The 23825-nt window shown below is 63.0% G+C and carries 25 protein-coding genes and 1 pseudogene; 14 read left to right on the top strand and 12 right to left on the bottom strand.

Going from position 1 to position 23825, the window contains the following annotated elements:
* Window positions 1–53: 53 nt before the first annotated feature.
* Complete coding sequence (locus NKJ88_RS18320; protein ID WP_023671738.1) at window positions 54–974, bottom strand: SMP-30/gluconolactonase/LRE family protein; 921 nt, start codon at window positions 972–974, stop codon at window positions 54–56.
* Window positions 975–1260: 286 nt separating this feature from the next.
* Between NKJ88_RS18320 and NKJ88_RS18315 the strand changes: the two genes are divergently transcribed.
* Window positions 1261–1428 (top strand): hypothetical protein, encoded by a 168-nt coding sequence (locus NKJ88_RS18315; RefSeq protein ID WP_023671737.1) that lies wholly within the window; start codon window positions 1261–1263, stop codon window positions 1426–1428.
* Between the two features lie 185 nt (window positions 1429–1613).
* Here the strand turns inward: NKJ88_RS18315 and NKJ88_RS18310 are convergent, their stop codons facing one another.
* The 4 genes from NKJ88_RS18310 to ccmA form a co-directional block, all read right to left on the bottom strand.
* On the bottom strand, window positions 1614–2195 hold the full coding sequence (locus NKJ88_RS18310) for a DsbE family thiol:disulfide interchange protein (protein ID WP_352444965.1): 582 nt from the start codon (window positions 2193–2195) through the stop codon (window positions 1614–1616).
* Window positions 2192–2383 carry a heme exporter protein CcmD gene (gene ccmD, locus NKJ88_RS18305; protein WP_023671735.1) on the bottom strand — a complete coding sequence of 64 codons (192 nt, stop codon included), beginning with the start codon at window positions 2381–2383 and terminating at the stop codon, window positions 2192–2194. The genes NKJ88_RS18310 and ccmD overlap by 4 nt, the downstream gene beginning before the upstream one ends.
* A gap of 122 nt (window positions 2384–2505) precedes the next feature.
* Window positions 2506–3171, bottom strand: a complete 666-nt coding sequence (ccmB, locus tag NKJ88_RS18300; RefSeq protein WP_023824364.1) for a heme exporter protein CcmB — start codon at window positions 3169–3171, stop codon at window positions 2506–2508.
* A gap of 229 nt (window positions 3172–3400) precedes the next feature.
* A complete protein-coding gene (ccmA, locus tag NKJ88_RS18295; RefSeq protein WP_023824365.1) occupies window positions 3401–4006 on the bottom strand; it encodes a heme ABC exporter ATP-binding protein CcmA in 606 nt (201 codons plus the stop codon).
* 285 nt (window positions 4007–4291) lie between these two features.
* Between ccmA and acnA the strand changes: the two genes are divergently transcribed.
* From acnA to NKJ88_RS18280, 3 genes are all read left to right on the top strand, one after another.
* Complete coding sequence (gene acnA, locus NKJ88_RS18290; RefSeq protein ID WP_023824366.1) at window positions 4292–6982, top strand: aconitate hydratase AcnA; 2691 nt, start codon at window positions 4292–4294, stop codon at window positions 6980–6982.
* Between the two features lie 371 nt (window positions 6983–7353).
* Window positions 7354–8133: a DUF1223 domain-containing protein gene (locus tag NKJ88_RS18285; protein WP_023683845.1), complete on the top strand. Its 780-nt coding sequence runs from the start codon at window positions 7354–7356 to the stop codon at window positions 8131–8133.
* 583 nt (window positions 8134–8716) lie between these two features.
* Window positions 8717–9103: a DUF2794 domain-containing protein gene (locus NKJ88_RS18280; RefSeq protein WP_023683844.1), complete on the top strand. Its 387-nt coding sequence runs from the start codon at window positions 8717–8719 to the stop codon at window positions 9101–9103.
* A 116-nt stretch (window positions 9104–9219) separates the two neighbouring features.
* Here NKJ88_RS18280 and NKJ88_RS18275 read toward each other — a convergent pair whose 3' ends face one another.
* The 4 genes from NKJ88_RS18275 to NKJ88_RS18260 all read right to left on the bottom strand — a co-directional run bounded on the left by NKJ88_RS18275 (window position 9220) and on the right by NKJ88_RS18260 (window position 14135).
* The gene (locus NKJ88_RS18275) at window positions 9220–9801 is read right to left on the bottom strand and encodes a GNAT family N-acetyltransferase (protein WP_023807682.1); all 582 of its coding nucleotides are present in this window, start codon (window positions 9799–9801) and stop codon (window positions 9220–9222) included.
* 103 nt (window positions 9802–9904) lie between these two features.
* Window positions 9905–10645 carry a Bax inhibitor-1/YccA family protein gene (locus NKJ88_RS18270; RefSeq protein ID WP_023671726.1) on the bottom strand — a complete coding sequence of 247 codons (741 nt, stop codon included), beginning with the start codon at window positions 10643–10645 and terminating at the stop codon, window positions 9905–9907.
* 239 nt (window positions 10646–10884) lie between these two features.
* Window positions 10885–13434, bottom strand: a complete 2550-nt coding sequence (locus NKJ88_RS18265) for an ABC transporter permease (protein ID WP_352444961.1) — start codon at window positions 13432–13434, stop codon at window positions 10885–10887.
* A complete protein-coding gene (locus tag NKJ88_RS18260) occupies window positions 13434–14135 on the bottom strand; it encodes an ABC transporter ATP-binding protein (RefSeq protein WP_023747389.1) in 702 nt (233 codons plus the stop codon). The genes NKJ88_RS18265 and NKJ88_RS18260 overlap by 1 nt, the downstream gene beginning before the upstream one ends.
* Before the next feature lie 86 nt (window positions 14136–14221).
* Between NKJ88_RS18260 and NKJ88_RS18255 the strand changes: the two genes are divergently transcribed.
* Together NKJ88_RS18255 and thpR are read left to right on the top strand one after the other, a co-directional pair.
* The gene (locus NKJ88_RS18255; protein WP_460221912.1) at window positions 14222–14884 is read left to right on the top strand and encodes an arylesterase; all 663 of its coding nucleotides are present in this window, start codon (window positions 14222–14224) and stop codon (window positions 14882–14884) included.
* A 273-nt stretch (window positions 14885–15157) separates the two neighbouring features.
* The gene (gene thpR / locus NKJ88_RS18250; protein ID WP_023671722.1) at window positions 15158–15754 is read left to right on the top strand and encodes an RNA 2',3'-cyclic phosphodiesterase; all 597 of its coding nucleotides are present in this window, start codon (window positions 15158–15160) and stop codon (window positions 15752–15754) included.
* Here the strand turns inward: thpR and NKJ88_RS18245 are convergent.
* Window positions 15658–16180: pseudogene (locus tag NKJ88_RS18245) on the bottom strand (low molecular weight protein-tyrosine-phosphatase). The gene thpR and the pseudogene NKJ88_RS18245 overlap by 97 nt on opposite strands.
* Before the next feature lie 104 nt (window positions 16181–16284).
* Between NKJ88_RS18245 and NKJ88_RS18240 the strand changes: the two are divergent.
* From NKJ88_RS18240 to NKJ88_RS18220, 5 genes are all read left to right on the top strand, one after another.
* Window positions 16285–16581: a 4a-hydroxytetrahydrobiopterin dehydratase gene (locus NKJ88_RS18240; protein WP_023745436.1), complete on the top strand. Its 297-nt coding sequence runs from the start codon at window positions 16285–16287 to the stop codon at window positions 16579–16581.
* A gap of 117 nt (window positions 16582–16698) precedes the next feature.
* Complete coding sequence (locus tag NKJ88_RS18235; protein ID WP_352444959.1) at window positions 16699–17061, top strand: YkvA family protein; 363 nt, start codon at window positions 16699–16701, stop codon at window positions 17059–17061.
* 315 nt (window positions 17062–17376) lie between these two features.
* A complete protein-coding gene (locus NKJ88_RS18230; protein ID WP_023671718.1) occupies window positions 17377–17880 on the top strand; it encodes an invasion associated locus B family protein in 504 nt (167 codons plus the stop codon).
* A 109-nt stretch (window positions 17881–17989) separates the two neighbouring features.
* Window positions 17990–19222, top strand: coding sequence for a dual-specificity RNA methyltransferase RlmN (rlmN, locus tag NKJ88_RS18225; RefSeq protein WP_023828747.1), 1233 nt, complete (start codon window positions 17990–17992; stop codon window positions 19220–19222).
* On the top strand, window positions 19219–19686 hold the full coding sequence (locus tag NKJ88_RS18220) for a hypothetical protein (RefSeq protein ID WP_352444957.1): 468 nt from the start codon (window positions 19219–19221) through the stop codon (window positions 19684–19686). Before rlmN ends, NKJ88_RS18220 begins: the two co-directional genes overlap by 4 nt.
* Here the strand turns inward: NKJ88_RS18220 and NKJ88_RS18215 are convergent.
* Window positions 19658–20299, bottom strand: coding sequence for a LysE family translocator (locus NKJ88_RS18215; protein WP_023694540.1), 642 nt, complete (start codon window positions 20297–20299; stop codon window positions 19658–19660). The genes NKJ88_RS18220 and NKJ88_RS18215 overlap by 29 nt on opposite strands.
* Before the next feature lie 187 nt (window positions 20300–20486).
* Here NKJ88_RS18215 and NKJ88_RS18210 point away from each other — a divergent pair, with 187 nt between their 5' ends.
* The 3 genes from NKJ88_RS18210 to NKJ88_RS18200 all read left to right on the top strand — a co-directional run bounded on the left by NKJ88_RS18210 (window position 20487) and on the right by NKJ88_RS18200 (window position 22776).
* Window positions 20487–21719 carry an argininosuccinate synthase gene (locus NKJ88_RS18210; protein WP_352445050.1) on the top strand — a complete coding sequence of 411 codons (1233 nt, stop codon included), beginning with the start codon at window positions 20487–20489 and terminating at the stop codon, window positions 21717–21719.
* Window positions 21720–21859: 140 nt separating this feature from the next.
* Entirely contained in the window at window positions 21860–22282 is a 423-nt protein-coding gene (locus NKJ88_RS18205) for a hypothetical protein (RefSeq protein ID WP_023755652.1), read from the top strand.
* A gap of 215 nt (window positions 22283–22497) precedes the next feature.
* The gene (locus NKJ88_RS18200) at window positions 22498–22776 is read left to right on the top strand and encodes a hypothetical protein (protein ID WP_023824376.1); all 279 of its coding nucleotides are present in this window, start codon (window positions 22498–22500) and stop codon (window positions 22774–22776) included.
* Window positions 22777–22876: 100 nt separating this feature from the next.
* On the opposite strand, the gene NKJ88_RS18195 is transcribed toward NKJ88_RS18200, so the two are convergent.
* Complete coding sequence (locus NKJ88_RS18195; RefSeq protein WP_023671711.1) at window positions 22877–23674, bottom strand: lytic murein transglycosylase; 798 nt, start codon at window positions 23672–23674, stop codon at window positions 22877–22879.
* Window positions 23675–23825: the final 151 nt, after the last annotated feature.

Below are 23825 nucleotides of genomic sequence, written 5' to 3'. Positions count from 1 at the left end.
GGACATGCGCAGAAACGCCATCAAGGGCCGCCAGAGAAGCGTTTCCAGCAGCCTCAATACGTCTTCGCCCCGTTCACCATCAGCCGCACCATGTAGAGCGACGTGGTGCCGGCGATGTAGAGGCAGTTCAGCTTGTTGCCGCCGAACACGCAATTGGCGGTCACTTCCGGCACCTTCACCTTGCCGATCAGCGTGCCGTCGGGATCGTAGCAATGGATGCCGTCGGCGGCACTGGTCCAGATGCGGCCGGCCTCGTCGAGCCGGAAGCCGTCGAACAGGCCGGCCGTGCAGTCGGCGAACACCTTGCCGCCCGACACCTTCTTGCCGTGCTTGCCGACGTTGAAGACCCGCATATGCGCGGGGTTCTGCGCGCCATGGGTGCGGCCGGTGTCGACGACATAGAGCTGGCTTTCATCCAGTGAAAAGGCAAGCCCGTTCGGCCGGACCATGTCGGTGATGACGGCCTCGACCTCGCCCGTATCCGGATCGACCCGGTAGACATTGCAAGCGCCGATCTCGCTTTCGGCCTTGTCGCCCTCATAGTCGGTGTCGATGCCGTAGCTCGGATCGGTGAACCAGATCGAGCCGTCGGATTTCACGACCGCGTCATTGGGCGAATTCAGCCGCTTGCCTTTCCATTCGGCCGCGATGGTGGTGACGGAACCGTCATGCTCGGTGCGGCTGACGCGGCGGCCGGAATGCTCGCACGTCACCAGTCGGCCCTGGCGGTCGACGGTGTTGCCGTTGGAATTGCCGGAGGGCTGACGGAAGACGCTGACATTGCCGTCGGTCTCGTCATAGCGCAGCATGCGGTTGTTGGGGATGTCGGACCAGACGACATAGCGGCCGGCGGCGAACCAGGCCGGCCCTTCCGCCCACTGACATCCGGTAAACAGCTTTTCCACCTGGGCGTTGCCGTTGAAAAGCCGCGCGAAACGCGGATCGAGAATTTCGTAATAGTCTGCGGTCGCCATGCATTTCCTCCGGGCATCACGTGACGCGCGGATCAAGCCAGCCTGCGGGCGCGATGGCAAGGTGCCGCAGGCGCAATTTGTAAGACAAAAGGTGCCCGGCCGGCATGGCCCGCCAGCCTGTCCGGCCGTTTATGGTGCTGTAGCTCTGTATTAACCCGCTATGCGCCCTGTGCAATGGTGCATTGCAACATCTTCTTTTTGCATCGCACCATTCCTATGTCATGGTGCGAACGATCAAGGGAGGAACAAATTCACCGCCGATATGCGGCACGAAAGGACCCTTGCTGTGGCTTTTGACAACCTCTTCTCCCGCGCGCGCACCTCGATGGCCAAGCGCCGCCACTACAACCGCCTCGTCGCGGAAATCGAAAACCTGACGAGCCGCGATCTGGCCGACCTGCGCGCCGACCGCTCGGAAATGCTCTACCAGGTCCACAGGCAGATCTACGGCTGAGCATTTCAGACCTCAGCGGGGCACCGCCCCCTCACCCGGATTGCCAAACCGAATTGCATGAGCAATTCGGGCAATCCGACCTCTCCCCCCGGGGAGAGGAGCTAGCCTGTGCCGATGCTTCCCTCTTCTCCCCCACGGGGAGGAGGGGGCGCGTAGCGGCCCGATGAGGGGGCATGGCGCCAACGTCAGCCCGGTGCCGCGAGCGCCTTTTCAATCTGCGGCAACAGAACATCCCTCGCCGACTCCCCTGTCAGCGGCCCGACATGCTTGTAGGCAATCTTGCCGTTCTTGCCGATGACGAAGGTTTCCGGCACGCCGTAGACGCCCCAGTCGATGGCCGTGCGGCCGGCCTCGTCGACACCTATCGCCTGGAACGGATTGCCGAGATCACCAAGGAACCGGCGCGCGTTTTGCGCTTGGTCCTTGTAGTTTAGCGCGGCCATGACGAAGCGCTTGTCCTGCGACAGCTGCAAGAGCACCGGATGCTCTTCCCGGCACGGCGCGCACCACGATGCAAAGACGTTGACCAGCGTTACCTTGCCGGCGAAGGCTTTCGAATCCAGCCCGGGCAGGTTTGACCCTTCCAGCGCCGGCAGGTTGGTCTGCGGCGCCGGCAGGCCGATCAGCGCCGACGGCACTGCCGCCTCATCGCGTCCCGACAAAAGCTGCGACAGGAACAATCCGGCGAGGCCGAGAAAAACCAGCAGCGGCAACAGCACGATCAGGCGGCGGCGCGGCGACGCCGGCGTTTCGCTTTCCGTGCTCATGGCTTGCTGGCCCCAGTGCTGGCCCCAGTACCGGCTTTGTCCGAGCGACGCCGCACGCCGGCCGCTTCGAGGTCTGCCAGTTCGCGCTTGCGGGTCCGCTGGTCGAGCAGGATCCAGCCGATCAGCCCGGCCAGCACGATCACCGTGATGCCATAGGCGGCCGCGACATAGAGTGCGTGTGCACTCATGCGCTTCGCTCCCCTTCCACCGTCACTTCGTCGTGCTCGATCATGGCCTTCCCATGGCTTTGCGGCTTTCTTAGCTTTGCGGCTGGGGCTTCGCAATTGATCGTCGCGCCGCAGCGGTCATATCAATCCGTTCCATGCCGCAGCGCCAGTGCTGCCGCCACCGGACCCAGCACGGCAAGAAACAGCGTCAGCGCGGCAAGAATGAGGAAGGGCTGCAGGAACGGATCAGGGTCGGCCACCGCGCCGTAGCTCGCCGACACCCCGAAGATCAGCACCGGGATGGTCAGCGGCAACACCAGCACCGAGATCAGCAGCCCGCCACGCGGCAGCGCCACCGCCACCGCCGCCCCGACCGCGCCGATGAAAGTGATGGCCGGCGTGCCGACCAGCAGCGTGAGCGCGGTGGCGCCGATGCTGAGCGGCTCCATGTTCATGAACAGGCCGAGCAGAGGTGCCGCAACCACCAGCGGCAGAACGCTGCCCATCCAGTGCGCCAGGCACTTCACCAGCACCGTCAGCGCCAGCATGTGGCGGTCATTGCCCAGCACCAGAAGATCGAGCGAACCGTCTTCGCGATCGGCCTGAAACAGCCGGTCGAGGCCGAGCAGGCAGGCGAGCAGAGCGCCGATCCAAAGGATCGCCGGACCGATGCGGGCGAGCAGCTTCAGGTCCGGTCCGACACCGAAGGGGATGGTGGCGATGACGGCGAGGAAGAAGATGACGCCGGTGAGCGCCCCGCCCCCGGCACGGATTGAGAGACGGACGTCGCGCAGGAAGAGGGCTAGCATTGGCGAGCCGCGCCTGCGGTTTGATCGCCATCTTGCCGAAGGTGGCGTTCCTTCACACCCCCCTCTGTCCTCCCGGTCATCTCCCCCGCAAGGGGGGAGATTGGCAGTTCCGTTGCTGACGCCTCTTTTTCAATGCCGGTGATTGGCGAAAGCCGGCATGACATCTGATCTCCCCCCCTGCGGGGGAGATGCCCGGTAGGGCAGAGGGGGGTGGGCGGGAATGCCGACATCACCCTATTGCTCCCATCCTCAATTCCTTCGCCCCATCCAATCCCAGTGGCAAATGCGTCGCCGCGACAATAATCCCGCCCTCCGCGCAATGCCTCGTCATCAGCCCCGCAAACCGCGCCTCCGAGGCCTTGTCCAGCCCAGCCGTCGGCTCATCCAGCAGCCACAGCGGCTTATGACTGACCAGCAATTTCGCAATCGCCGCCCGCCGCCTTTGCCCGGTCGACAAATATCCGAAAGGCAGATGGCCGATGCCGCCGAGACCAACCGTCTCCAGCGCCTCCCCCACACCCGACTGCCCGTCGCCGTTGAAATCGCGCCAGAAGCGCAGATTCTCCGCCACGCTGAGCGCCGTCTTCATTGCATTGAGGTGGCCGAGATAGTGGACCGCCGAAGCGATCGTCGGAAACCTCTCGCCGCCCTCGATGCGCACATCGCCTTGCGCCTTCGGCAGCAGCCCGGCGATGACCCTGAGCAGCGTCGATTTGCCCGAGCCGTTCGGCCCGGTGACGACCAGCACCTGGCCCTTGTCGAGCGCAAAACCGATGCCGGAAAAGACCGTCTCGCCGCCGCGTTCGCCGCCCAGATTTTCGGCAATCAGCCGCATGCCTGCCCGTCCCGAAAACTTTACCGCGCGATAGCTGCCGCATCGCACAAATTTGCTCCGCAACTGTCTAGAACTATTCCAGAAAATTCTCTATATGCGGGACATCCGTGCCAGCGGTCGGCACGGGAACAGAATTTGCGCCGAACCAGCGCACGCGCCGCCTTGAACGGCTCGGGTTGGCTGGGAACGGACAGCGGAAATGGCCGTACCCGCACCTTTGCGCGTGATTGCATGCCCATCGGCGTCCGTTCCCTTTCAGGCTGAACAGACAAGGACGGACCGCACGTGTCAAAATCCCTCGACAGTTTCAATTGCCGCCGCACCCTCACCGTGGGTGGCGCGGACTATGTCTATTACAATCTGGTCGAGGCCGAGAGGAACGGCCTCACCGGCATTGCCCAGCTGCCTTATTCGATGAAGGTGCTGCTGGAAAACCTTTTGCGCAATGAAGACGGCCGCTCCGTCACCAAGGACTCTATCCAGGCTGTTGCCGGCTGGCTGACCGACAAGGGCACCGCCGGCGTCGAGATCGCCTATCGCCCCGCGCGTGTCCTGATGCAGGATTTCACCGGCGTCCCGGCGGTGGTCGACTTGGCCGCCATGCGCGACGGCCTCAAGGCGCTCGGCGGCGATCCGCAGAAGATCAATCCGCTGGTGCCGGTCGACCTCGTCATCGACCACTCCGTCATCGTCGACGAATTCGGCACGCCACTGGCCTTTGCCAGGAATGTCGAGCTCGAATATGAGCGCAACGAAGAGCGCTATAAATTCCTGAAATGGGGCCAGCAGGCGTTCCGCAATTTTCGCGTCGTGCCGCCCGGCACCGGCATCTGCCATCAGGTCAACCTCGAATATCTCGGTCAGGTCGTCTGGACCAACACGGAAGACGGCGAAACGACCGCCTATCCCGACACCTGCGTCGGCACCGATTCGCACACCACTATGATCAACGGCCTTGGCGTGCTCGGCTGGGGCGTCGGCGGTATCGAGGCCGAGGCGGCGATGCTCGGCCAGCCGGTTTCCATGCTGTTGCCCGAAGTCATCGGCTTCCGCCTTACCGGCAAGCTCAGGGAGGGCATCACCGCCACCGACCTCGTACTGACCGTCACCCAGATGCTGCGCAAGAAGGGCGTCGTCGGCAAGTTCGTCGAGTTCTTCGGCCCGGGCCTGTCCAACATGACGCTGGCCGACCGCGCCACCATCGGCAACATGGCGCCCGAATATGGCGCCACCTGCGGCTTCTTCCCGGTCGACGGCGAGACCATCCGCTACCTCACAATGTCGGGCCGCGAGGAAAGCCGCATCGCCCTGGTCGAGGCCTATTCCAAGGCGCAAGGCATGTGGCGTGACGCCGGCTCGGCCGACCCTGTCTTCACTGACCTGCTCGAACTCGAGCTCGACAGCGTCGTGCCGTCGATGGCAGGTCCCAAGCGCCCCGAAGGCCGCGTTCCGCTCGAAGGCATTCCGGCCGGCTTCGCCAAGGCGATGGAGACCGAGTACAAGAAGGCTGCCGAAATCCACAAGCGCTATGCCGTCGAAGGCACCGACCATGATCTCGGTCATGGCGATGTCGTCATTGCCGCCATCACGTCCTGCACCAACACCTCCAACCCGAGCGTGCTGATCGGCGCCGGCCTCTTGGCGCGCAACGCCAACCGGCTCGGCCTCAAGCAGAAGCCGTGGGTGAAGACCTCGCTGGCGCCGGGCAGCCAGGTGGTCGCCGAATATCTGGAAAAGTCCGGCCTGCAGAAGGAGCTCGACCAGATCGGCTTCAACCTGGTTGGTTTCGGCTGCACCACCTGCATCGGCAATTCGGGCCCGTTGCCAGCGCCGATCTCCAAGACCATCAACGATAAGGGCCTGATCGCCGCCGCGGTGCTCTCCGGCAACCGCAATTTCGAAGGCCGCGTTTCGCCTGACGTGCAGGCGAACTATCTGGCGTCGCCGCCGCTGGTGGTAGCCCATGCTTTGGCCGGCACCGTCACCAAGGACCTGACCACCGAGCCAATCGGCGAAGGCCGTGACGGCAAGCCGGTCTATCTCAGGGATATCTGGCCGAGTTCGGCCGAGATCCAGGAGTTCATCGAGAAGAACGTCACACGTGAGCTGTTCGCCCGCAAATATGCCGACGTCTTCAAGGGCGACGAATACTGGCAGAACGTCAAGGCGCCGGAAGGCCAGACCTATGCCTGGGACGACAACTCGACCTATGTGCAGAACCCGCCCTATTTCGCCGGCATGACCTCCGGTTTCGGCAAGATCGGCGACATCAAGGGCGCGCGCGTGCTCGGCCTGTTCGGCGACAAGATCACCACCGATCACATCTCACCGGCGGGTTCGATCAAGGCCGCTTCCCCGGCCGGCAAATACCTCACCGACCATGGCGTCGGCGTTGCCGACTTCAACCAGTACGGCACAAGGCGCGGCAACCATGAGGTGATGATGCGCGGCACCTTCGCCAACATCCGCATCCGCAACCACATGCTGGGCGAGAACGGCCGCGAGGGCGGCTACACCATCCACTACCCGTCGAAGGAAGAGGAATCGATCTACGACGCGGCGATGAGATACAAAAAGGAAGGCGTGCCGCTGGTCATCTTCGCCGGCGTCGAATACGGCAACGGCTCCTCGCGCGACTGGGCAGCTAAAGGAACGAATCTCCTCGGTGTCCGTGCCGTCATCGCCCAGTCCTTCGAGCGCATCCATCGCTCCAACCTAGTCGGCATGGGCGTCATCCCCTTCGTCTTCGAGGAAGGCACCTCATGGGCCTCGCTCAACCTCAAGGGTGACGAGCTGGTCGAGATCGACGGCATAAGCACCATCAAGCCACGCCAGACGATGATCGCCAAGGTGACTTATGGCGACGGCACCGTGAAGAACGTGCCGATCATCTGCCGCATCGATACGCTGGACGAACTCGATTACTTCAAGAATGGCGGCATTTTGCAATACGTGCTGCGCGATCTGGCCGCGTAGCGGCCAGGGCTTAGGCAGTAGGGATTGGGCGGTAGCGGGGAACGACATCCCCCTACTCCCTACTCCCTACTCCCTACTCCCTACTCCCTACTCCCTACTCCCAGCCTTTCCAAAGCATTGCCCGACCCGATCGAAGCTCCGCCCTGTACGACAGGAGTAAAAACCGGCTGGGCTCAGCAAGATCTGCCCCACGCTCATGATGCCATGCTCCCGATCGAACCGGGCGGTGAAGTGCTCCGCCTGTAGGGGCCATACCCATGGTTGCGCAGCAAAAATTTCACCGCAACGTGACTTCCCGTTGACTGTCGCTTCTGCCACAAATCTGGGCAACCAGAACAAGGCCGGCGTCACCGGCGGGAATCGGAACGATCATGGCACCTCGACACCCTCTGCGGCTTGCGGCTTTTGCGCTGGCCTTCTCGGCGCTTGCCGGTACCGGGTTCGCCGAGGAATCGGGAACGACTCAGACCGACAAACCGCAGATTGACAGGCCCTTGGGCGTGGTCGAGCTGTTCACCAGCCAGGGCTGCAATTCCTGCCCGCCGGCGGACGCGTTCTTTGCCGAACTGGCGGCCAAGGACAACGTCGTCGCGCTCGCCTACCACGTCAATTACTGGGACTATCTCGGCTGGCAGGACACGCTGAGCAGCAAGGACAATACCGACCGGCAATATGACTATATGCGCGCCTTCGGCACCCGCTCCGTCTACACGCCGCAAGCCGTCATCAATGGTCGCAGCCATGTCAACGGCGCCAGCCGCAAGGAGGTCGACGGCGCGCTTGCCCGCATGGAGAAATCCGGTGAAGGCATGCGGGTCAGCGTCAAGGTCAGCCGCACCAGCGATCGCGTCATGATCGATGCCGGCGACGCCGGTAGCGGCCCCAGCGACGCCCATGTCGTCATCGTCTATTTCGAACCACCGCAGACGGTGACCATCGCCAAGGGCGAGAACACCGGCCGCAGCATGACCTACTGGAACGCCGTCACCGGCATCCAGACCGCCGGCATGTGGCACGGCAAGGCGCAGCGCTACGAATTGCCGATGACGGAGATCGCCAAGAAAGGCGGCTGCGCCGTGCTGCTGCAGTCGGTCGGCAAGGACGGCCTGCCGGGCCCTATTCTGGGCGCTGCGTTTATTCACAAGCCTTAAGAGGCCCCCTCATCCGGCCGCTCTCGGCCACCTTCTCCCCGAGGGGAGAAGGGGCTGAATCAGCGCTGGCGCGAACTCCTCTCCGCTCGGGGGAGGTCGGATTGGCCCGAATTGCTGTTGCAATTCGGCTGGCAATCCGGGTGAGGGGATGCGCCCGCAAACTGGGCACCGCAGCCTCCGGCAAATTCTTCAAGCAGCCAAAAACAAAAAAACCGACGTCAGCTTGCTTCTGACGTCGGTCATTTAGGTTTTGGGATCGTCGCACCCGGTCTCTCCCTGAGGAAAGTCCGAGGTTGGTTCGATCCGACGCAGACCCGTGGGCGGGGGGCTTGGGGTTTACGAGCCGGTGCCGGACCGAACCGTCTCAGGCAACGCCGGTAAATTCGTCGGACATTGGGGCATGAGCGCGGATAAAAAAAGGCGGAAATGTGGCGAGGCATCACCAATTCAAACACCGCGTTTTATAAAAGTGACTGGACGTTGCGAAAACAGCGCAGTCCCGGGATGGTTAGCCGGGCCTTGCAATTCCACGGTGAACACGCCAACTTCTGCAAGCGAGATTCATTTTCAAAGGGATCGCGGGATGACCGATCGCAGCGGTGGGACGGAGGATGGGGACGCATCCGCAATATTGATCCCGCTGCACGAGGCGCGACGCGAACGCCTCGACCAGCCGGTCCGTTTCGACCGGCGTGAACTCGACGAGATCCTGAGGCTGTACGGACGCATGGTCGCCGCCAACGAATGGCGCGACTATGCCATCGATCATCTGTCTGATCGGGCTGTGTTTTCAGTCTTCCGCCGGGCCAGCGAAGTGCCGCTGTTCCAGATCGTCAAGGATCCGAAACTGGCGCGCCGGCAAGGCGCCTTCGCCGTCATCGCCGCCGGCGGCCGAATCCTCAAGCGCGGCCAGGAACTCGGTCGCGTGCTCAACGTCTTCGATGCTAAGCTGAAGATTGTCCAGGCCTAATTGAGAATTGGGGAATTGAAGAACTGAAGAATTGAAAAAAGAGGATGTAACGGTCGAAATACCGCCGGGTTTGTTCTCAGCTATTCAAATCCTCAATTCTTCAGTTCTTCAACTCCTCAATTCCCCCTCCTCAGGCTCTCACGAAACTTCCGCTCCGGCAGCGAATGCGGATCGGGCGGAACCGTTACGCCGCCATTCAGCGACAGCTGCATGAACACCGTGTCAAGCCAGCGCCCATGCTTGTAGCCGGAGCCTTCCAGGCGACCGGAATGGCGAAAGCCGAGCTTTTCATGCAGCCGCACCGAGGCGCTGTCTGCATGGCCGTCGCCGATCACCGCGACGATCTGGCGAAAGCCCGCCATACGGCAGGCTTCAATCAGCGCCTGCATCAGCAGCAGCCCGACGCCCTGGCCCTTCGCATCAGGCGCGACATAGACGGAATCCTCTACGATGAAGCGGTAGGCCGGGCGCGGCCGGAACGCGCCGGCATAGGCGTAGCCGAGCAGCGCGCCACCTCGTTCCGCCACCAGATAGGGAAAGCCCCCCACCGTCAGGCTGTCGAAGCGCGTACCCATCTCAGTGCGGCTGGGCGGCTCCAGCTCATAGCTCGCGGTGCCATGCGTCACGGCGTCAGCGTAGATCTCGGTGATTCGGCCGAGGTCGCCTTCCAAGGCCGCGCGGATGGAAATAGTGCTCATAATTTCTGCCTCCATGACAGCAAAGGCCGGCACAAAAGAAAAGGGCGGCCGTTGGGCCGCCCTCTTGATATCAGCTGGTCCAGTTGCCTGATGGGAAGACCGCCTAGCGGCGATCGCCCATGAACTGCAGCAGGAACATGAACAGGTTGATGAAGTCGAGATATAGCCTCAACGCGCCCATGATCGCCTTGCGGCCGGCAACGTCGGCCTGATCGCCTTCGTAGTACATTTCCTTGATGGTCTGCGTGTCGTAGGCGGTGAGGCCGGCGAAGATCAGCACGCCGATCGCCGAGATGGCGAAGCCGAGCGCCGACGACTGCAGGAAGATGTTGATCAGCATGGCGATCACCAGGCCGACCACGCCCATGACCAGGAACGAGCCGAAGGCCGAAAGGTCGCGCTTGGTCGTGTAGCCGTAGAGCGACAGCGCGCCGAAGGCGGCCGCCGTGGCAAAGAAGGTCTGGGTGATCGAGGCGCCGGTGTAGACCAGGAAGATGGTCGACAGCGACAGGCCGACCAGGCCCGAATAGACCCAGAAGGTGGTTTGCGCCGCGGCCACGCTCATCGACTGGATCCTGAACGACAGGAAGAAGACGGCGGCGAGCGGAGCCAGGATGACCACCCAGCGGAAGGCGCTGGCATAGATCAGCGTGCCGAAAGCGGTCAGCTGTCCGTCGCCGGTGACGGCGAGCTGGAAAGCGCCCCAGGCGGCGACGCCGGTGATGAGGAGGCCAAGCCCCATCAAATTGTAGACCTTGAGCATGTAAGTGCGCAGGCCTTGGTCGATGTCGGCGCGCGCGCCCGGCACGGCCGAAGTCTGGTAGTTGCGAATGGGCTCAGCCATTGGAATCCTCTGTTGCTTCTGCCCCGTACGGTGTCAGGCCCTTTCGGACCTGGGCGCCGCTGGCGGGGCTCCAGCATGCCTGTGGCGAAATATGATGGTTCTTGACGTCAAGAACAAGACCGTAACAGGCTGCAACGCTTGGTGAATCGCAGGAAGCCGGTTTTCTTGGGCTTCCATGACTGCACATTACCAAGATTTAATCGGAAACGGCAGATTCGGCCAACCTTGCCGCTTGGGGCCTAGAGGTCGCGCAGCACCGGCGCCGCCTTGTGCCCGAGCACCCGCCAGGTGCCGGCAAGGCCGATGCCGACCGTGATCACCAGCGCAAACACCAAGGTCGCCACTGCCACCTCCGGCATGAAATGCGACGGCAGTGTCATGATGCGGGCAACGATGTACCAGGCGGCGATGCCGCCGGCAGCCAACGCAAACACCGCGGTGGCCAGGCCGATCAGCATGTATTCCAGCGAAAACGCCGCGATCAGCGTGCGCCTCGTGGCGCCCAGCGTCTTCAGCACCACGGCATCGTGGATGCGGGCGCGATTTCCCGCGGCGAGCGCGCCGGCCAGCACCAGCACCGAAGCGATCAGCGCCACGCCGGCCGCGGCCCGGATCGCCGTGCCGAGCTGGCCGACCAGCCGGTTGACGACGTCGAGCGCGTCCTTGACCCGAACTGTCGTCACCGCCGGGAAGGCGCGGGTGACGGCGTTGAGCAGGCGGGCATCCTCTGCTGCCGTGGCATCCTTTTCGGTCAGCGTCGCCAGCCAGCCATGCGGGGCGCCGGCAAAGGTGCTGGGCGAGAACACCATGACGAAATTGATGCCCATCGTCTCCCATTGCACCTCTCGGAAATTGGCGATCCTGGCCGTCACATTGCGTCCGAGCACATTGACGGTGACGGTATCGCCGAGCTTCAGGCCGAGCGCCTTGCCTTCATCGTTGGAGAACGAGACCAGCGGTTCGCCGCTGTAGTTCTCCGGCCACCAGCTGCCCTCGGTCAATGTCGCATTGGCCGGCTGTTTGGCGTCGTAGGTCAGGCCGCGATCGCCGCGCAGCACCCAGGCGCCTTCCGATGGCACATTGGCCTTGTCGACACTAACGCCGTTCAGCGCCATCACCCGGCCGCGCAGCATCGGCACCTTGACCAGCGTTCCCTTCGGCGCCTCTTTGCCGATCAGTGTCGAGAAGGCATCGACCTCGCTATTCTGGATGTCGACGAAGAAGAAATTCGGCGCCCGTTCCGGCAGACTGCCGGAGATCTGCTGCCTGAGATTGCCGTCGATCAGCGCCAGCGTCACCAAAAGCGTCAGCCCGAGGCCCAGCGACAGCACGACGGACGGCGTCAGCGCGCCGGGCCGGTGGATGTTGCCGATGGCGAGCCTGAGCGCGACCGAGCGCACACGCGGGCTTTTGCGCGCCACCCACTGCACCAGCGCACCGACCAGGCGCAACACCAGAAAGGCAAAGATCGTCGCGCCGACGAAGATCGTGGCGATGCGCCGGTCGCCGGAAAACAGGATGGCGAGCGCCGCCAAAGCGAGCGCGATACCGACTGCCGCCGTGAGATAGGGCAGGCGCGGAAAACCGCGGCCCTCGAACCCCATTTCGCGAAACAAAGCGGTCGCCGGCACATCGCGGGCGCGGCCGAGCGGCAACAGCGCGAAAGCCAGCGTCACCAGCAGCCCGAACAGCGCCGCCATAGCCAGCGCGTCCGGATAGAGACCGCCTTGCGCCGGCACCGGAATGACCGACTGAAGCGCCGCACTCGCCGCAAACGGCATGGCGGCGCCGAGGATGAGGCCAAGCGCGATGCCGAGGCCGGCGATCATTAGGATTTGCACGAGATAGACGGTGAAGACGAAGCCGCCCGAGGCGCCAAGGCTCTTGAAGGTGGCGATGACGCCGCGCTTGCCGTCGAGATAGGCGCGCACCGCATTGGCAACGCCGACGCCGCCGACCACCAGCGCCGTCAGCCCGACCAGCGTCAGGAATTGCGAGAAGCGCTCGATGTTGGCCGACAGCGCCGGCGCGGCGTTCGAGCGGGTGCGGATCGACCAGCCGGCTTCGGGGAAATCGCTCGCCGCCCGATCCTGGATGGCCTTGAGATCGGCCTCGCTGGCGCCGGCCGGCAGCCGAACCTTGTAGGCATTCTCGACCAGGCTGCCTGGCTGGATCAGACCAGAGGCGGCGAGCCCTTGCATCGAAACCATCAGCCGCGGCGCGAAGCCGAAACCGTCCGACACCGCATCCGGTTCGCTCACCAGCCTGGCCCGCAATTCGAATGTCGCGCTGCCGACCTTCAGCCGGTCACCGATCTCCACATTCAGCCGGTCGAACAACAGGTCGGGCGCGGCGGCGCCAAAGACGCCTGATTTCTCGCCGAACAAATCCTCTCGGCCAAGCTGCGGCGCGGTCTCGAGCGCGCCATAGAGCGGATAGGCGTCGTCGACGGCCTTGGCCTCAACCAACGCCTGGTCGGAGCCGTCATCCAGCCGCGCCATCGAGCGCATATTGGCGCTGTGCGACACAGTGCCGAGGCGGTCGAGGAAGGTGCTTTCGGCTGGCGTCGCATCGCGCTGGTTGAGCTGGAAGCGCAAGTCGCCGCCAAGCAGCGTCTGGCCCTGGCCTGCAACGCCTGCGGTGATCGCCTGCGCCACCGAATTGACCCCGCCGATTGCAGCGACGCCGAGCGCGATGCACGCAAGGAAGATCAGGAAACCCGACAACCCGCCGCGCATCTCGCGCAGCGAGAAGCGGAACGCGAGCTTCAGCGTCTGCGACAGTGGCATCAGGCCGGCACCTTGACCTGCGCTACCGGCGCATCCTCGATGCGGCCCGAGCGCATCGAGACCTGGCGCGAGCAGCGCGCCGCAAGGGCCGGATCGTGCGTGACCAGCAACAAGGTCATGCCGCGCTCGGCCGCCTTGGCGAACAAAAGGTCGGCAACCTGCCGCCCCGTCGCATGGTCGAGATTGCCGGTCGGCTCGTCGGCGATGAGAATGCGCGGCGACGGCGCCAGCGCGCGGGCGATCGCCACGCGCTGCTGTTCGCCGCCGGACAGCTCGCCCGGATAGTGGGTGACGCGGTCGCTCAAGCCCACCGCTGCCAGCTCGCGCGCCGCGACACCGAACGGATCGGCATGGCCGGCCAGTTCCAGCGGCACCGCGACATTTTCGAGCGCCGTCATGTTGGGAATGAGATGGAACGACTGGAAGACGATGCCGATGTTTCGGCCCCGAAACGATGCGATCTCGTCCTCGCTTTTGCCGTTCAGCAATTCGCCGGCGATCCGCACCGTCCCCGAATCGACCTGCTCCAGCCCGGCAAGCACCATCAGCAAGGTCGACTTGCCGGAACCCGAAGGGCCGACAATGCCGGTCGCCTCGCCGCGCGTCACGTCAAGGCTGACGCCTTTCAGCACATGCACCGACGAAGCCCCTTGGCCCAGGGTCAGGGATATGTCTTTCAGCGCGATGACGGCTTCTGTCACAATTAAAGCGTCCTATATCAGGATGAAGGCTCTGCTTGCCGGAAGCCGCCGCCGGAAGAATTCCTCGGGTATATGGGGCCTGCCACATGTCTTTCAAACGCAAGATATCTTTCAAACGCTTGAATGCCGCAGGGCTCGTCCTTTTCGTCACCCTTTGCGGCGCCATTTCGTCCGTGAGCGCCGAGACGTTCACCATCGTCGGCTTCGGCGACAGCCTGATGGCCGGTTTCGGCCTCGGGCCTGGCGATGGCTTTACCGACAAATTGCAAGCTGCGCTGCGCGCCAAAGGCCATGACGTCACCGTAGCCAACGCCGGCGTTTCAGGCGACACCTCGAGCGGCGGCTTGGCGCGGCTTGACTGGTCGGTGCCGGATGGGACAAGGCTGGTTATCCTCGAACTCGGCGCCAACGACATGCTGCGCGGCGTCTCGCCCAGCATTACGGAAAAGAACCTGGACGACATGCTGGCGAAGCTGAAAGCGCGCAAGATCGCGGTGCTTTTGGCCGGCATGCGCGCCGCTCCCAATCTCGGCGCCGACTACCAGAACGCCTTCGATGCGATCTATCCAAAGCTGGCCGCGAAATACGATGTGCCGCTCTATCCGTTTTTTCTCGATGGCGTCGCCGGACAGTCCGGCCTGCAGTTGGAGGACGGCCTGCATCCCAATCCGAAGGGCGTCGCAGTGATGGTCGAGCGCATCCTGCCCGCCGTGGAGAAGGCTGTTGCGGCAGTTCAGGGTGGCGGTTGAACGCCGGCCTGACGAGAATAACGCGGCGTTCGCCTCGCGCGAACTTTGAAACAAAAGACCGGGCTGCCGATGACCCGAGTCATTCATGCTGCGCTCGAAGAGCATATGCAGCATCTGGGTAATGCAAGCGCCGAAGCGGCACGGCAATAGTGCTTATTCATCGCTTGGAGGCGCCTGTTCGTAAAAATGCCTGCAACCAACAAACCACTTGCCCCGTTTGACTATCGATGATTCGCTAGGGGCACAGTTCGATTCGAGGAAGGGAGGCTCACCATGCCGCGTCTTTTCACCGCCCTCGAAATACCCCGTGACGCCGCTCTTTCGCTGTCCCTGCTCAGGGGCGGCCTGCCCGGAGCCCGCTGGATCGATGTCGAAAACTACCATCTGACGCTGCGCTTCATCGGCGACGTCGAAGGCCATATCGCCGACGAAATCGCCAACGCGCTCGACCGGGTGCACCGCCCATCCTTCTCGCTCACCCTGTCCGGAGTTGGCGCTTTCGGCCAGAAGAAGCCGCACGCCGTCTGGGCCGGCGTCTTCGCCTCGCCCGACCTTTCGGCGCTGCAGAGCGAAATCGACCGCATCTGCCAGCGGCTCGGCCTGCCCGCCGACCCGCGCAAGTTCACCCCGCATGTTACGCTGGCACGCTTGCGCAATTCGAGCCCGCTCGACGTCGCCCAGTACCTGTCGGCGCGCGGCAATTTTGCGACGCTGCCGTTTCGCGTCGGCCGCTTCGTGCTGATGTCGTCGCGCGATTCGGTCGGCGGCGGTCCCTACATTGTCGAGGAGGCATGGCCGCTCTCCGGCGTCGACGCCCGCGCCACCAATCTCGTCGCCAGCGCCTCCGACGCTTCGCGGATCATGCGGTAGACCGAAGCGAACGCTTCGGCCCCGTCATAATAGGGATCCGGCACGTCGCGGGTTTTGCCCTGCGCAAACTCTGCCAAGAGATGAATACGTTCGCGCGCACCGGCCGGCGCCAACGCCTTGAGGTCGCGGACATTCTGCCGATCCATGCCGAGGATCAGGTCGAAGCGCGAAAAATCCCCCGGCCTGACCTTGCGTGCCCGCTGCCCTGATATGTCGATGCCGTGGCGGGCCGCAATCGCGATCGAGCGCGGGTCGGGCGCTTCGCCGAGGTTCCAGCCGCCGGTCGCCGCAGAGCACGATATCGTCCAGCACCATGTCGCGGCCGCGTTCCGCCAGCACGGCGCGAAACACGCCTTCGGCCAGGGGTGAGCGGCAGATGGCGCCGAGGCAGACGAAGAGTATGGAATTTATCGGCTTTACGCTCATTCGATATGCGCCGTTCGTGCATTTGGAAGCCCAAAACGCAAAGGACTTTTGGGCGACTTGCATTATGGTGAGGGTCGATATCTGGGATAGCACGGGAAATCATCATGACGAGAGAGAAACTCAGCAAGGACGCCATCGCCGCCGCACTGGCCGAACTGCCTGGCTGGTCGCAGGCAGCCGATGGCGCCTCCATCAAGCGCAGCTTCGACTTCAAGAATTTCTCCGAGGCCTTCGCCTTCATGACCCGCGTTGCGCTGGCCGCCGAGAAGATGGACCATCATCCCGACTGGTCGAACGTCTACAAGACTGTCGACGTGACGCTCAACACCCATGATGCCGGCGGTGTCACCGCGCTCGACATCGCGCTGGCCAAGAAGATGAATGGGTATGCAGGCGGCTGAACGCTGGGGCGGCAACGCCAAATCGGCGCTATCCTCTTGCAGTGGACCGGGGCTTTCACCACATTTTCCATGGCAGCCGCGCAACACGCAGCGCGACGGCCGGCAAGGAGAGGATTGATGGCGCAGCAGCGCGGTTTTGATTTCTTCGGCTTCGGCAGCAAGCTCGGCGACGAAAGTGAAGTGCGCGCCAAATTCTGGCGCACGGCCAAGAAGGCCGCCCGACAGATTCCGTTCATGGAAGAGGTCGTCGCCGGCTATTACTGCGCGCTCGACAGGAAGACGCCTTTGCGTGCCAAGGGCATATTGCTGGCAGCGCTTGGCTATTTCGTGCTGCCGGTCGATGTCATCCCCGATTTCGTCTTCGGCCTCGGCTTCACCGACGACATCGCCGTGCTGACCGCCGCGATCACCGCCGTAAGCGCCCATATCACCCCTGCGCACCGCAAGGCCGCCAAGGAGGCGATCGCCGACAAGAGCTGAATCGGCGGTCGCGTTAACAACTGGGTTCAGAAGAAATCCTCCGCTCAAACAGGACGATAGCGGCTTGGCTTCGGGTTCCGCTGCGGCCGTTCAAAAAGTCAAACTCTTGCCGCTTTCGTGGCCTCCAAGTCGCCGCAGGGACATTGCGAAAGCCGTTTTTTCAAGAAGCGGCGCGGAAATGGCGGTGGTTTCCATGGGTGAATGTCCTTTTCCGAGGGAAATTCACCGTTTGGTAACCCAGATTAAATCAAAATGAAGCGACGGGCAGGACGCCAAGCCGGCCTGCCCCGCACCATTTGGAATACGGGAAAAGCGATGCGCGGATTGATTGCACTAGTCTCGAGCCTGGTCCTGGTGGCCTTTGCCGCGCCGGCGCTGGCGCAGCAGGCGACCAAGATCGGCCAGCACAATGCCTGGGGCACCTACAGCTACCAGGCGCAGGGCGGCAAGGTCTGCTATGTGCTCACCGTGCCGACCGACAAGCAGCCGCCGACGCTCGATCATGGTGACATGTTCTTCTTCGTCAGCCAGCGGCCGGGCCAGCAAGTGTCCTACGAGCCGCAATTCATCGCCGGCTACACCTTCCAGGAAGGTTCCAAGGCCACCGTCACCATCGACAAGAAGACGTTCTCGATGTTCACCCGCGGCAAGTCGGCCTGGGTTGAGAACGCCGCCGAAGAGCCGGTGCTGATCGCCGCCATGAAGACCGGCACCGACATGAAGGTCTCGGCGAAGTCTGGCCGCGGCAATCCGACGACCTATGTGTTTTCGCTGAAAGGCATCTCGGCCGCGCTGACGTCGATCGCCAAGTGCAAGTAGGCTGGCGCGTTCCCGCCGCATGACTCTCGCCGCAACCTGTGCTATGCGCCGCGCTTCTTTTCGGCACGATGGATGAAATCGGCCGCAATTCGCTTATATTGGCGCTGATATGACCCTTTCCTTCGATCTCACCACTGAGGGCGCACGCGATGCGTTGCGCGCCCGCGCCACGCCCGAGAAGCCGTCGCTGATCGGCCTGACCCGGGCCGAGCTCGGTGACGCCCTCATCAGTGCCGGCATCGTGCCCGAGCGCCAGGCGAAAATGCGCGCCCAACAGCTCTGGCACTGGATGTATGTGCGCGGCGTCTCCGATTTTGCCGGCATGTTCAACATCTCCAAGGATCTGCGCGCCGAACTCGACAAGCATTTTACCGTCGCCCGGCCCGAAATCGTCGAGGAGCAGATTTCCTCCGACGGCACGCGCAAGTGGCTGTTCCGCTTTCCGCCGCGCGGTGCCGGCCGTCCGGTCGAGATCGAGACCGTCTACATTCCCGAAGAAGGCCGCGGCACGCTCTGCATCTCCTCGCAGGTCGGCTGCACGCTGACCTGTTCGTTCTGCCACACCGGCACGCAGAAGCTGGTGCGCAATTTGACGGCGGAAGAGATCCTGGCGCAATTGCTCACCGCCCGCGACCGGCTCGGTGACTTCCCCGACCGCGACACACCCGACGGCGCCATCGTCCCGGCCGAGGGCCGCAAAGTTTCCAACGTCGTCATGATGGGCATGGGCGAGCCGCTCTACAATTTTGAAGCCGTGAAGAAGGCGCTGCTGATTGCCTCCGACGGCGACGGACTGTCGCTGTCGAAGCGCCGCATTACGCTCTCGACCTCCGGCGTGGTGCCCGAGATCTTCCGCACCGGCGAGGAGATAGGGGTCATGCTGGCGATCTCGCTGCACGCCACCAATGACGATCTGCGCGACCTGCTTGTGCCGATCAACAAGAAGTATCCGCTGAAGGAACTGATCGAGGCCTGCCGCGCCTATCCCGGCCTGTCCAACGCCAAGCGCATCACCTTCGAATATGTGATGCTGAAGGACGTCAACGATTCCATCGAGGACGCCAAGGGGCTGATCAAGCTGCTCAAAGGCATTCCAGCCAAGATCAATCTGATCCCGTTCAACCCGTGGCCGGGCACCAACTATCAGTGCTCGGACTGGGAGACGATCGAGAAGTTTGCCGACTACATCAACAATGCCGGCTATGCCTCGCCGATCCGCACGCCGCGCGGCCGCGACATCCTGGCCGCCTGCGGGCAGCTCAAATCCGACTCCGAACGCATGCGCAAGGTCGACCGCCTGGCGCTGGAAGCCATGATGATTGCGGGGCATGGCGAGGCGTGAGCCGCCTCTTCGCCTATATCCTCCGTTTCGCTGTCATCCTGTTCGGCTATGTCGTCGCCTCATTGGCGGCGAGCGCCTTTCTCAACGTGCTGTTCCTGGCTTCCGCCGGTTATATGCCGGACGATGCGCACCCAGCGGCGGCCGCGGCGCTGTATTTTTCGATCCCGTTCGTGGCGCTGTTTGTCGCCTATTTCGCTTTCATACCGGCGGTGGTCGCAATCCTGATCTCCGAGGTCCTCAGCCGCCGCGACTGGCTGTTCTATGCACTCGCGGGCGGCTTGGTGGCCGCGGCCTTCCTCGGCTTCGTCCACCAGAACGTGGATTTCGACGTCACCGAACCGCGCGCCATCGCCGCGGTGATCGGCTGCGGCATGGTCGGCGGCATCTTCTACTGGCTAAGCGCCGGCCGCTGGGCCGGAAGCTGGTGGCAGGCCGCTACTTCGCCTGAGCGGTCAGGATCTTGAGCGCGAAGGCCGAAAACACACCGGCAAAGAGATAGTCGACGACCCGCGTTACGCGCGGGCTGGCCTTCATCGCCGCCGAAAACCTTTCCGCAGCAAAGACCATCGGCGCTGTCACCGGGACCGACAGCACGATGAACATGAGGCCGAGGAAGAACAGTTTTCCCGGCGCGTTCGGATCGTGAGCGGAGACGAACTGCGGCAGAAACGTCATGAAGAACAGGATGATCTTCGGGTTGAGCAGATTAACGCCAAGCCCGGCGGCCCAGCTGCGGAACAGCGAAATTTGCGGCCCGTTCTTCTTCTGCGGTGAAAACGCCGAGCCCTTGGTGATTGCCTGCCAGGCCAGGAACACCAGATAGGCGGCGCCGAACGTTTTCAGCACGAGGAAGGCCATTGGCGAGGCGACGATCAGCGCCGAGATGCCGACCGCCACCAAAGTTGTGTGGATCAGCGTTCCGAACAGAGCACCCGCCAGCGAGGCAAAGCCGGCGGCGCGGCCCTGGCTCAGTGTGCGCGAGACGAACAGCGTCATATCCGGCCCCGGCGTGATCGCCAGGATCATGGTGGCGATGGCGAACTGGATCAGCGTGGTGGTGTCGGGAATGAAGGACATCGGTGGGCCCTGGCGAATGATCGTCGGTCTATAACGCAGCCTCCCGGCTCACGCCAGCAACTGACTGGCGTGGCATCTGGTCCAGCGGCTGCGGCGGCCGGAGCCCGTTCATCCCTTGCGCTGGCCGGAAATGCCGTGATACCTCGCCCCCGAAACTCATCGCGGAACCGCCAAAATGTCCCCAGCAATGCCCAAGACAAAAGACGTCAAGAAGGTCGTGCTCGCCTATTCCGGCGGTCTCGACACCTCCATCATCCTGAAATGGCTGCAGACCGAGCTCGGCGCCGAAGTCGTCACCTTCACCGCCGATCTCGGCCAGGGTGGCGAGTTGGAGCCGGCGCGCCAGAAGGCCGAGATGATGGGCATCAAGGATATCCGCGTCGTCGATGTCCGCGAGGAATTCGTCGCCGACTTCGTCTTCCCGATGTTTCGCGCCAATGCCGTCTATGAAGGCACCTACCTGCTCGGCACCTCGATCGCCCGGCCGCTGATCTCCAAACACCTGGTCGAGATCGCCCAGGAGGTCGGCGCCGATGCTATTGCGCATGGCGCCACCGGCAAGGGCAACGACCAGGTGCGTTTCGAGCTGTCGGCCTATGCGCTGAATCCCGACATCAAGGTTATCGCGCCGTGGCGCGACTGGTCGTTCAAGTCGCGCACCGACCTGATCAACTTCGCCGAGCAGCACCAGATCCCGGTGGCCAAGGACAAGCGGGGGGAGGCGCCGTTCTCGGTCGACGCCAACCTTCTGCACTCCTCTTCCGAGGGCAAGGTGCTGGAAGACCCGTGGAGCGAGCCGCCGGAATTCGTCCATCAGCGCACCGTCTCGCCGATGGAGGCGCCGGACAAGGTCACCGAGATCGAGATCGAATTTTTGAAGGGCGATCCGATTGCACTGAACGGCAAGAAGCTGTCGCCGGCCGCCATGCTGACGGCGCTTAACGATCTTGGCCGCGACAATGGCATCGGCCGGCTCGATCTGGTCGAGAACCGCTTCGTCGGCATGAAATCGCGCGGCGTCTACGAGACCCCCGGCGGCACCATCCTGATCGTCGCCCACCGCGCCATCGAATCGATCACGCTCGACCGCGGCGCCGGCCACCTCAAGGACGAGTTCATGCCGCGCTACGCCGAGCTGATCTACAACGGCTTCTGGTTCTCGCCCGAGCGGCTGATGCTCCAGGCGATGATCGACAAGAGCCAGGAAGACGTCGAAGGCACGGTGCGCCTGAAACTCTACAAGGGCAATGTCATGGTCACCGGCCGCAAATCCAAGAAGACGCTCTATTCCGACGCGCTGGTCACCTTCGAGGATGACCGCGGCGCCTACGACCAGAAGGACGCCGCCGGCTTCATCCGCCTCAATGCGCTGCGGCTGAGGACGCTGGCGGCAAGGAGCCGCAAGGGTGAACCAAACTAGTGTTCCAGGAAAACCCGGCGGTCACGCAGGGTTTTTATTTGGTACCTCTAATATAAGAGGCCAAGCTGGCTGACATGGTTTCCGTTTGACCTTTTAAAAGCCTCATCTAAATTCCTTCGCGGGACGGAGGGATTCTGATCGTGAAAAACGCCATTTTTCTCATGCTTGCGGCGGCCATCGTCTTTACCGGATGCCAGTCCTCGCAGGCGGCCGCAAAACGCGAGCAGGACGGGTGCATCTCCGCCGTCCATCTATGGAGCATCACGTTCAAGCACGAAATCGCCTCTTTCATGGGCGTCTCGCAGGAGCGCATGCCGGCCCTGTTCTGCCAGCGCATCACCGAAGGAGTACGCAGCGGGCGGATCAGCTACTCCGATTTGAACAGAGTGCAGCTAGACCTGCCGACCGAGATATGGCTGGTCATCAAGGGCAAGTCAAAGGCGGCTGCCAGGGCCGCGCCGGTGCTGCGCAACTCCAAATTCCGGAGCTGCAAAGGTACTGAAGGCGCCTTCGAGGTTCCTATTTCCGAGAAGTGCCCGTTGAGCGGCTACGCACATTATTGAGAGCCCAGTCGCTCAGCCGGCATTTGCGCCAACGATCGAGCAATTCGAGAAAGAGCATGCCCGACTTCGTCCGTAACTGCGTAAAAACAAAGAAATAGAGCGCCGGCAAAGAACTCAGTGCTTTTCCTGCTTGATCTTTTCGGGCCCTTATCTAGCCTCCTCACAATCGATGGGGGCAGCTGACAATGAAGCCGTGGTTTGTGGCGCTGCCTGCAATGGTCGTCATGCTGGCCGGTTGCCAGACTGGGCAGGAGCAAGTGAAACAGGATCCCGAGGCGGCATTCGATCGCTGCATCACCAAGGTGGCTATATCGAATATATCGGCCAAACACGAGATCGCCGCTTTTATGGGCGTTTCCCTGGAGCGCATGCCGCCACTGCTGTGCCGCCGCCTTGCCGATGCCATGAAGAGCGGCCGGCTGACCTTCTCCGACATAAACCGCCTCCAGTTCGACCAGTCCACGGACATCTGGAAGGTCATAAAAGGCGGGTAGCCGCTCGGCTGCTGAACGGTTTGAACGCCAAAAGCTCCAGTCCTTGCAGAAAAGCCCGGCGCATGGCCGGGCTTTCCGTTCTTCGATCTGGATATTTCTATCAGCCGCCGTCGATCGCGTCGGCGATCTGGGCGATGGCCTGCTGGTAGACGCTGGCGGAATTCCAGCCGGCGATGGCCCCCATATTCGCACTTGCGCTCGCACCCGCCCGCCAGCCATGAGCCTTGAGAAAGTTGGCCGTCGAAGCCAAGGCCGTCGCCTTGTCGCGCAGATTTCCGTTGCCGACGCCATACTTCAGGACATTGCCGGGCAGGAACTGCGTATGGCCGATCTCGCCATGCGCAGCGCCGACCGACGAGGCGCTCAGCGCGCCGCGATCGACCAGCTTCAGCGCCGCAATGGCATGCGGGTAAAAGAAGCCCGGGCGACGGCAATCATAGGCAAGCGTCAGAATGGCGGAGACCGTGTTCTGGTTGCCCAGGGAGGCTCCGAAGCCGGTTTCCATGCCCCAGATGGCCAGCAACACGCCCGGCGACACGCCGTAATTGCTCTCGATCCTGTCGAACATCGCCGCATTCGACTTCTTCAGCGCACGGCCCCTGGAAATGATCGCAGCTCCGCCACGGCGCTTCATGAAGGCGTCCACCGAACCGCTGAAAGCCTTGTGGATGGCGCGGTCGACGGAGATTGTCTTTGTCGCGTAGCTGGCACCGGCCAGAGCAGCCAGACCCTTCCCGCCGACACCTTCGGACCTGGCCTGCGCGGCAAAGTCCTGCTTCCACGCTTCGAAGCCCGCGCCGGTCTTGCCGCAGCTGGCCGCCGCCTGCGCGCCCGTCGCCAGCGCAAGTACCGCGACCACCGCGGCAGCAATAATCTTTCCCTTGGCAAGCAATGCCATGCTTTTTCTCCTGATTGCCTGAATCACGTCCCGGTTGCGAACTTGCCAGCGAAACGCGCCATTGTCACCGTACCCCCGGCGCTACCCTGGCCAATGCAGCGGAATTTGCTTACGATCAAGTGCTTATTGTGGCCGAAACGCCCGGGCGCCG

Origin of the sequence: Mesorhizobium sp. M0016, assembly GCF_040324035.1 — a bacterium.
Classification (GTDB): Bacteria; Pseudomonadota; Alphaproteobacteria; order Rhizobiales; family Rhizobiaceae; genus Mesorhizobium.
This window is presented reverse-complemented; position numbering and strand designations above follow the sequence as displayed.

Bases quoted from the DNA above. Each gene is read 5' to 3' on its own strand.
- NKJ88_RS18320 (WP_023671738.1), bottom strand. From the start codon at position 974: ATGGCGACCGCAGACTATTACGAAATTCTCGATCCGCGTTTCGCGCGG.
- NKJ88_RS18230 (WP_023671718.1), top strand. From the start codon at position 17,377: ATGCGCGGATTGATTGCACTAGTCTCGAGCCTGGTCCTGGTGGCCTTT.
- NKJ88_RS18215 (WP_023694540.1), bottom strand. From the start codon at position 20,299: ATGTCCTTCATTCCCGACACCACCACGCTGATCCAGTTCGCCATCGCC.
- NKJ88_RS18280 (WP_023683844.1), top strand. From the start codon at position 8,717: ATGACCGATCGCAGCGGTGGGACGGAGGATGGGGACGCATCCGCAATA.
- NKJ88_RS18275 (WP_023807682.1), bottom strand. From the start codon at position 9,801: ATGAGCACTATTTCCATCCGCGCGGCCTTGGAAGGCGACCTCGGCCGA.
- ccmD (WP_023671735.1), bottom strand. From the start codon at position 2,383: ATGAGTGCACACGCACTCTATGTCGCGGCCGCCTATGGCATCACGGTG.
- ccmB (WP_023824364.1), bottom strand. From the start codon at position 3,171: ATGCTAGCCCTCTTCCTGCGCGACGTCCGTCTCTCAATCCGTGCCGGG.
- NKJ88_RS18195 (WP_023671711.1), bottom strand. From the start codon at position 23,674: ATGGCATTGCTTGCCAAGGGAAAGATTATTGCTGCCGCGGTGGTCGCG.
- NKJ88_RS18270 (WP_023671726.1), bottom strand. From the start codon at position 10,645: ATGGCTGAGCCCATTCGCAACTACCAGACTTCGGCCGTGCCGGGCGCG.
- NKJ88_RS18255 (WP_460221912.1), top strand. From the start codon at position 14,222: ATGTCTTTCAAACGCAAGATATCTTTCAAACGCTTGAATGCCGCAGGG.
- NKJ88_RS18200 (WP_023824376.1), top strand. From the start codon at position 22,498: ATGGTCGTCATGCTGGCCGGTTGCCAGACTGGGCAGGAGCAAGTGAAA.
- NKJ88_RS18310 (WP_352444965.1), bottom strand. From the start codon at position 2,195: ATGAGCACGGAAAGCGAAACGCCGGCGTCGCCGCGCCGCCGCCTGATC.
- NKJ88_RS18210 (WP_352445050.1), top strand. From the start codon at position 20,487: ATGCCCAAGACAAAAGACGTCAAGAAGGTCGTGCTCGCCTATTCCGGC.
- NKJ88_RS18240 (WP_023745436.1), top strand. From the start codon at position 16,285: ATGACGAGAGAGAAACTCAGCAAGGACGCCATCGCCGCCGCACTGGCC.
- NKJ88_RS18265 (WP_352444961.1), bottom strand. From the start codon at position 13,434: ATGCCACTGTCGCAGACGCTGAAGCTCGCGTTCCGCTTCTCGCTGCGC.
- thpR (WP_023671722.1), top strand. From the start codon at position 15,158: ATGCCGCGTCTTTTCACCGCCCTCGAAATACCCCGTGACGCCGCTCTT.
- rlmN (WP_023828747.1), top strand. From the start codon at position 17,990: ATGACCCTTTCCTTCGATCTCACCACTGAGGGCGCACGCGATGCGTTG.
- NKJ88_RS18235 (WP_352444959.1), top strand. From the start codon at position 16,699: ATGGCGCAGCAGCGCGGTTTTGATTTCTTCGGCTTCGGCAGCAAGCTC.
- NKJ88_RS18285 (WP_023683845.1), top strand. From the start codon at position 7,354: ATGGCACCTCGACACCCTCTGCGGCTTGCGGCTTTTGCGCTGGCCTTC.
- ccmA (WP_023824365.1), bottom strand. From the start codon at position 4,006: ATGCGGCTGATTGCCGAAAATCTGGGCGGCGAACGCGGCGGCGAGACG.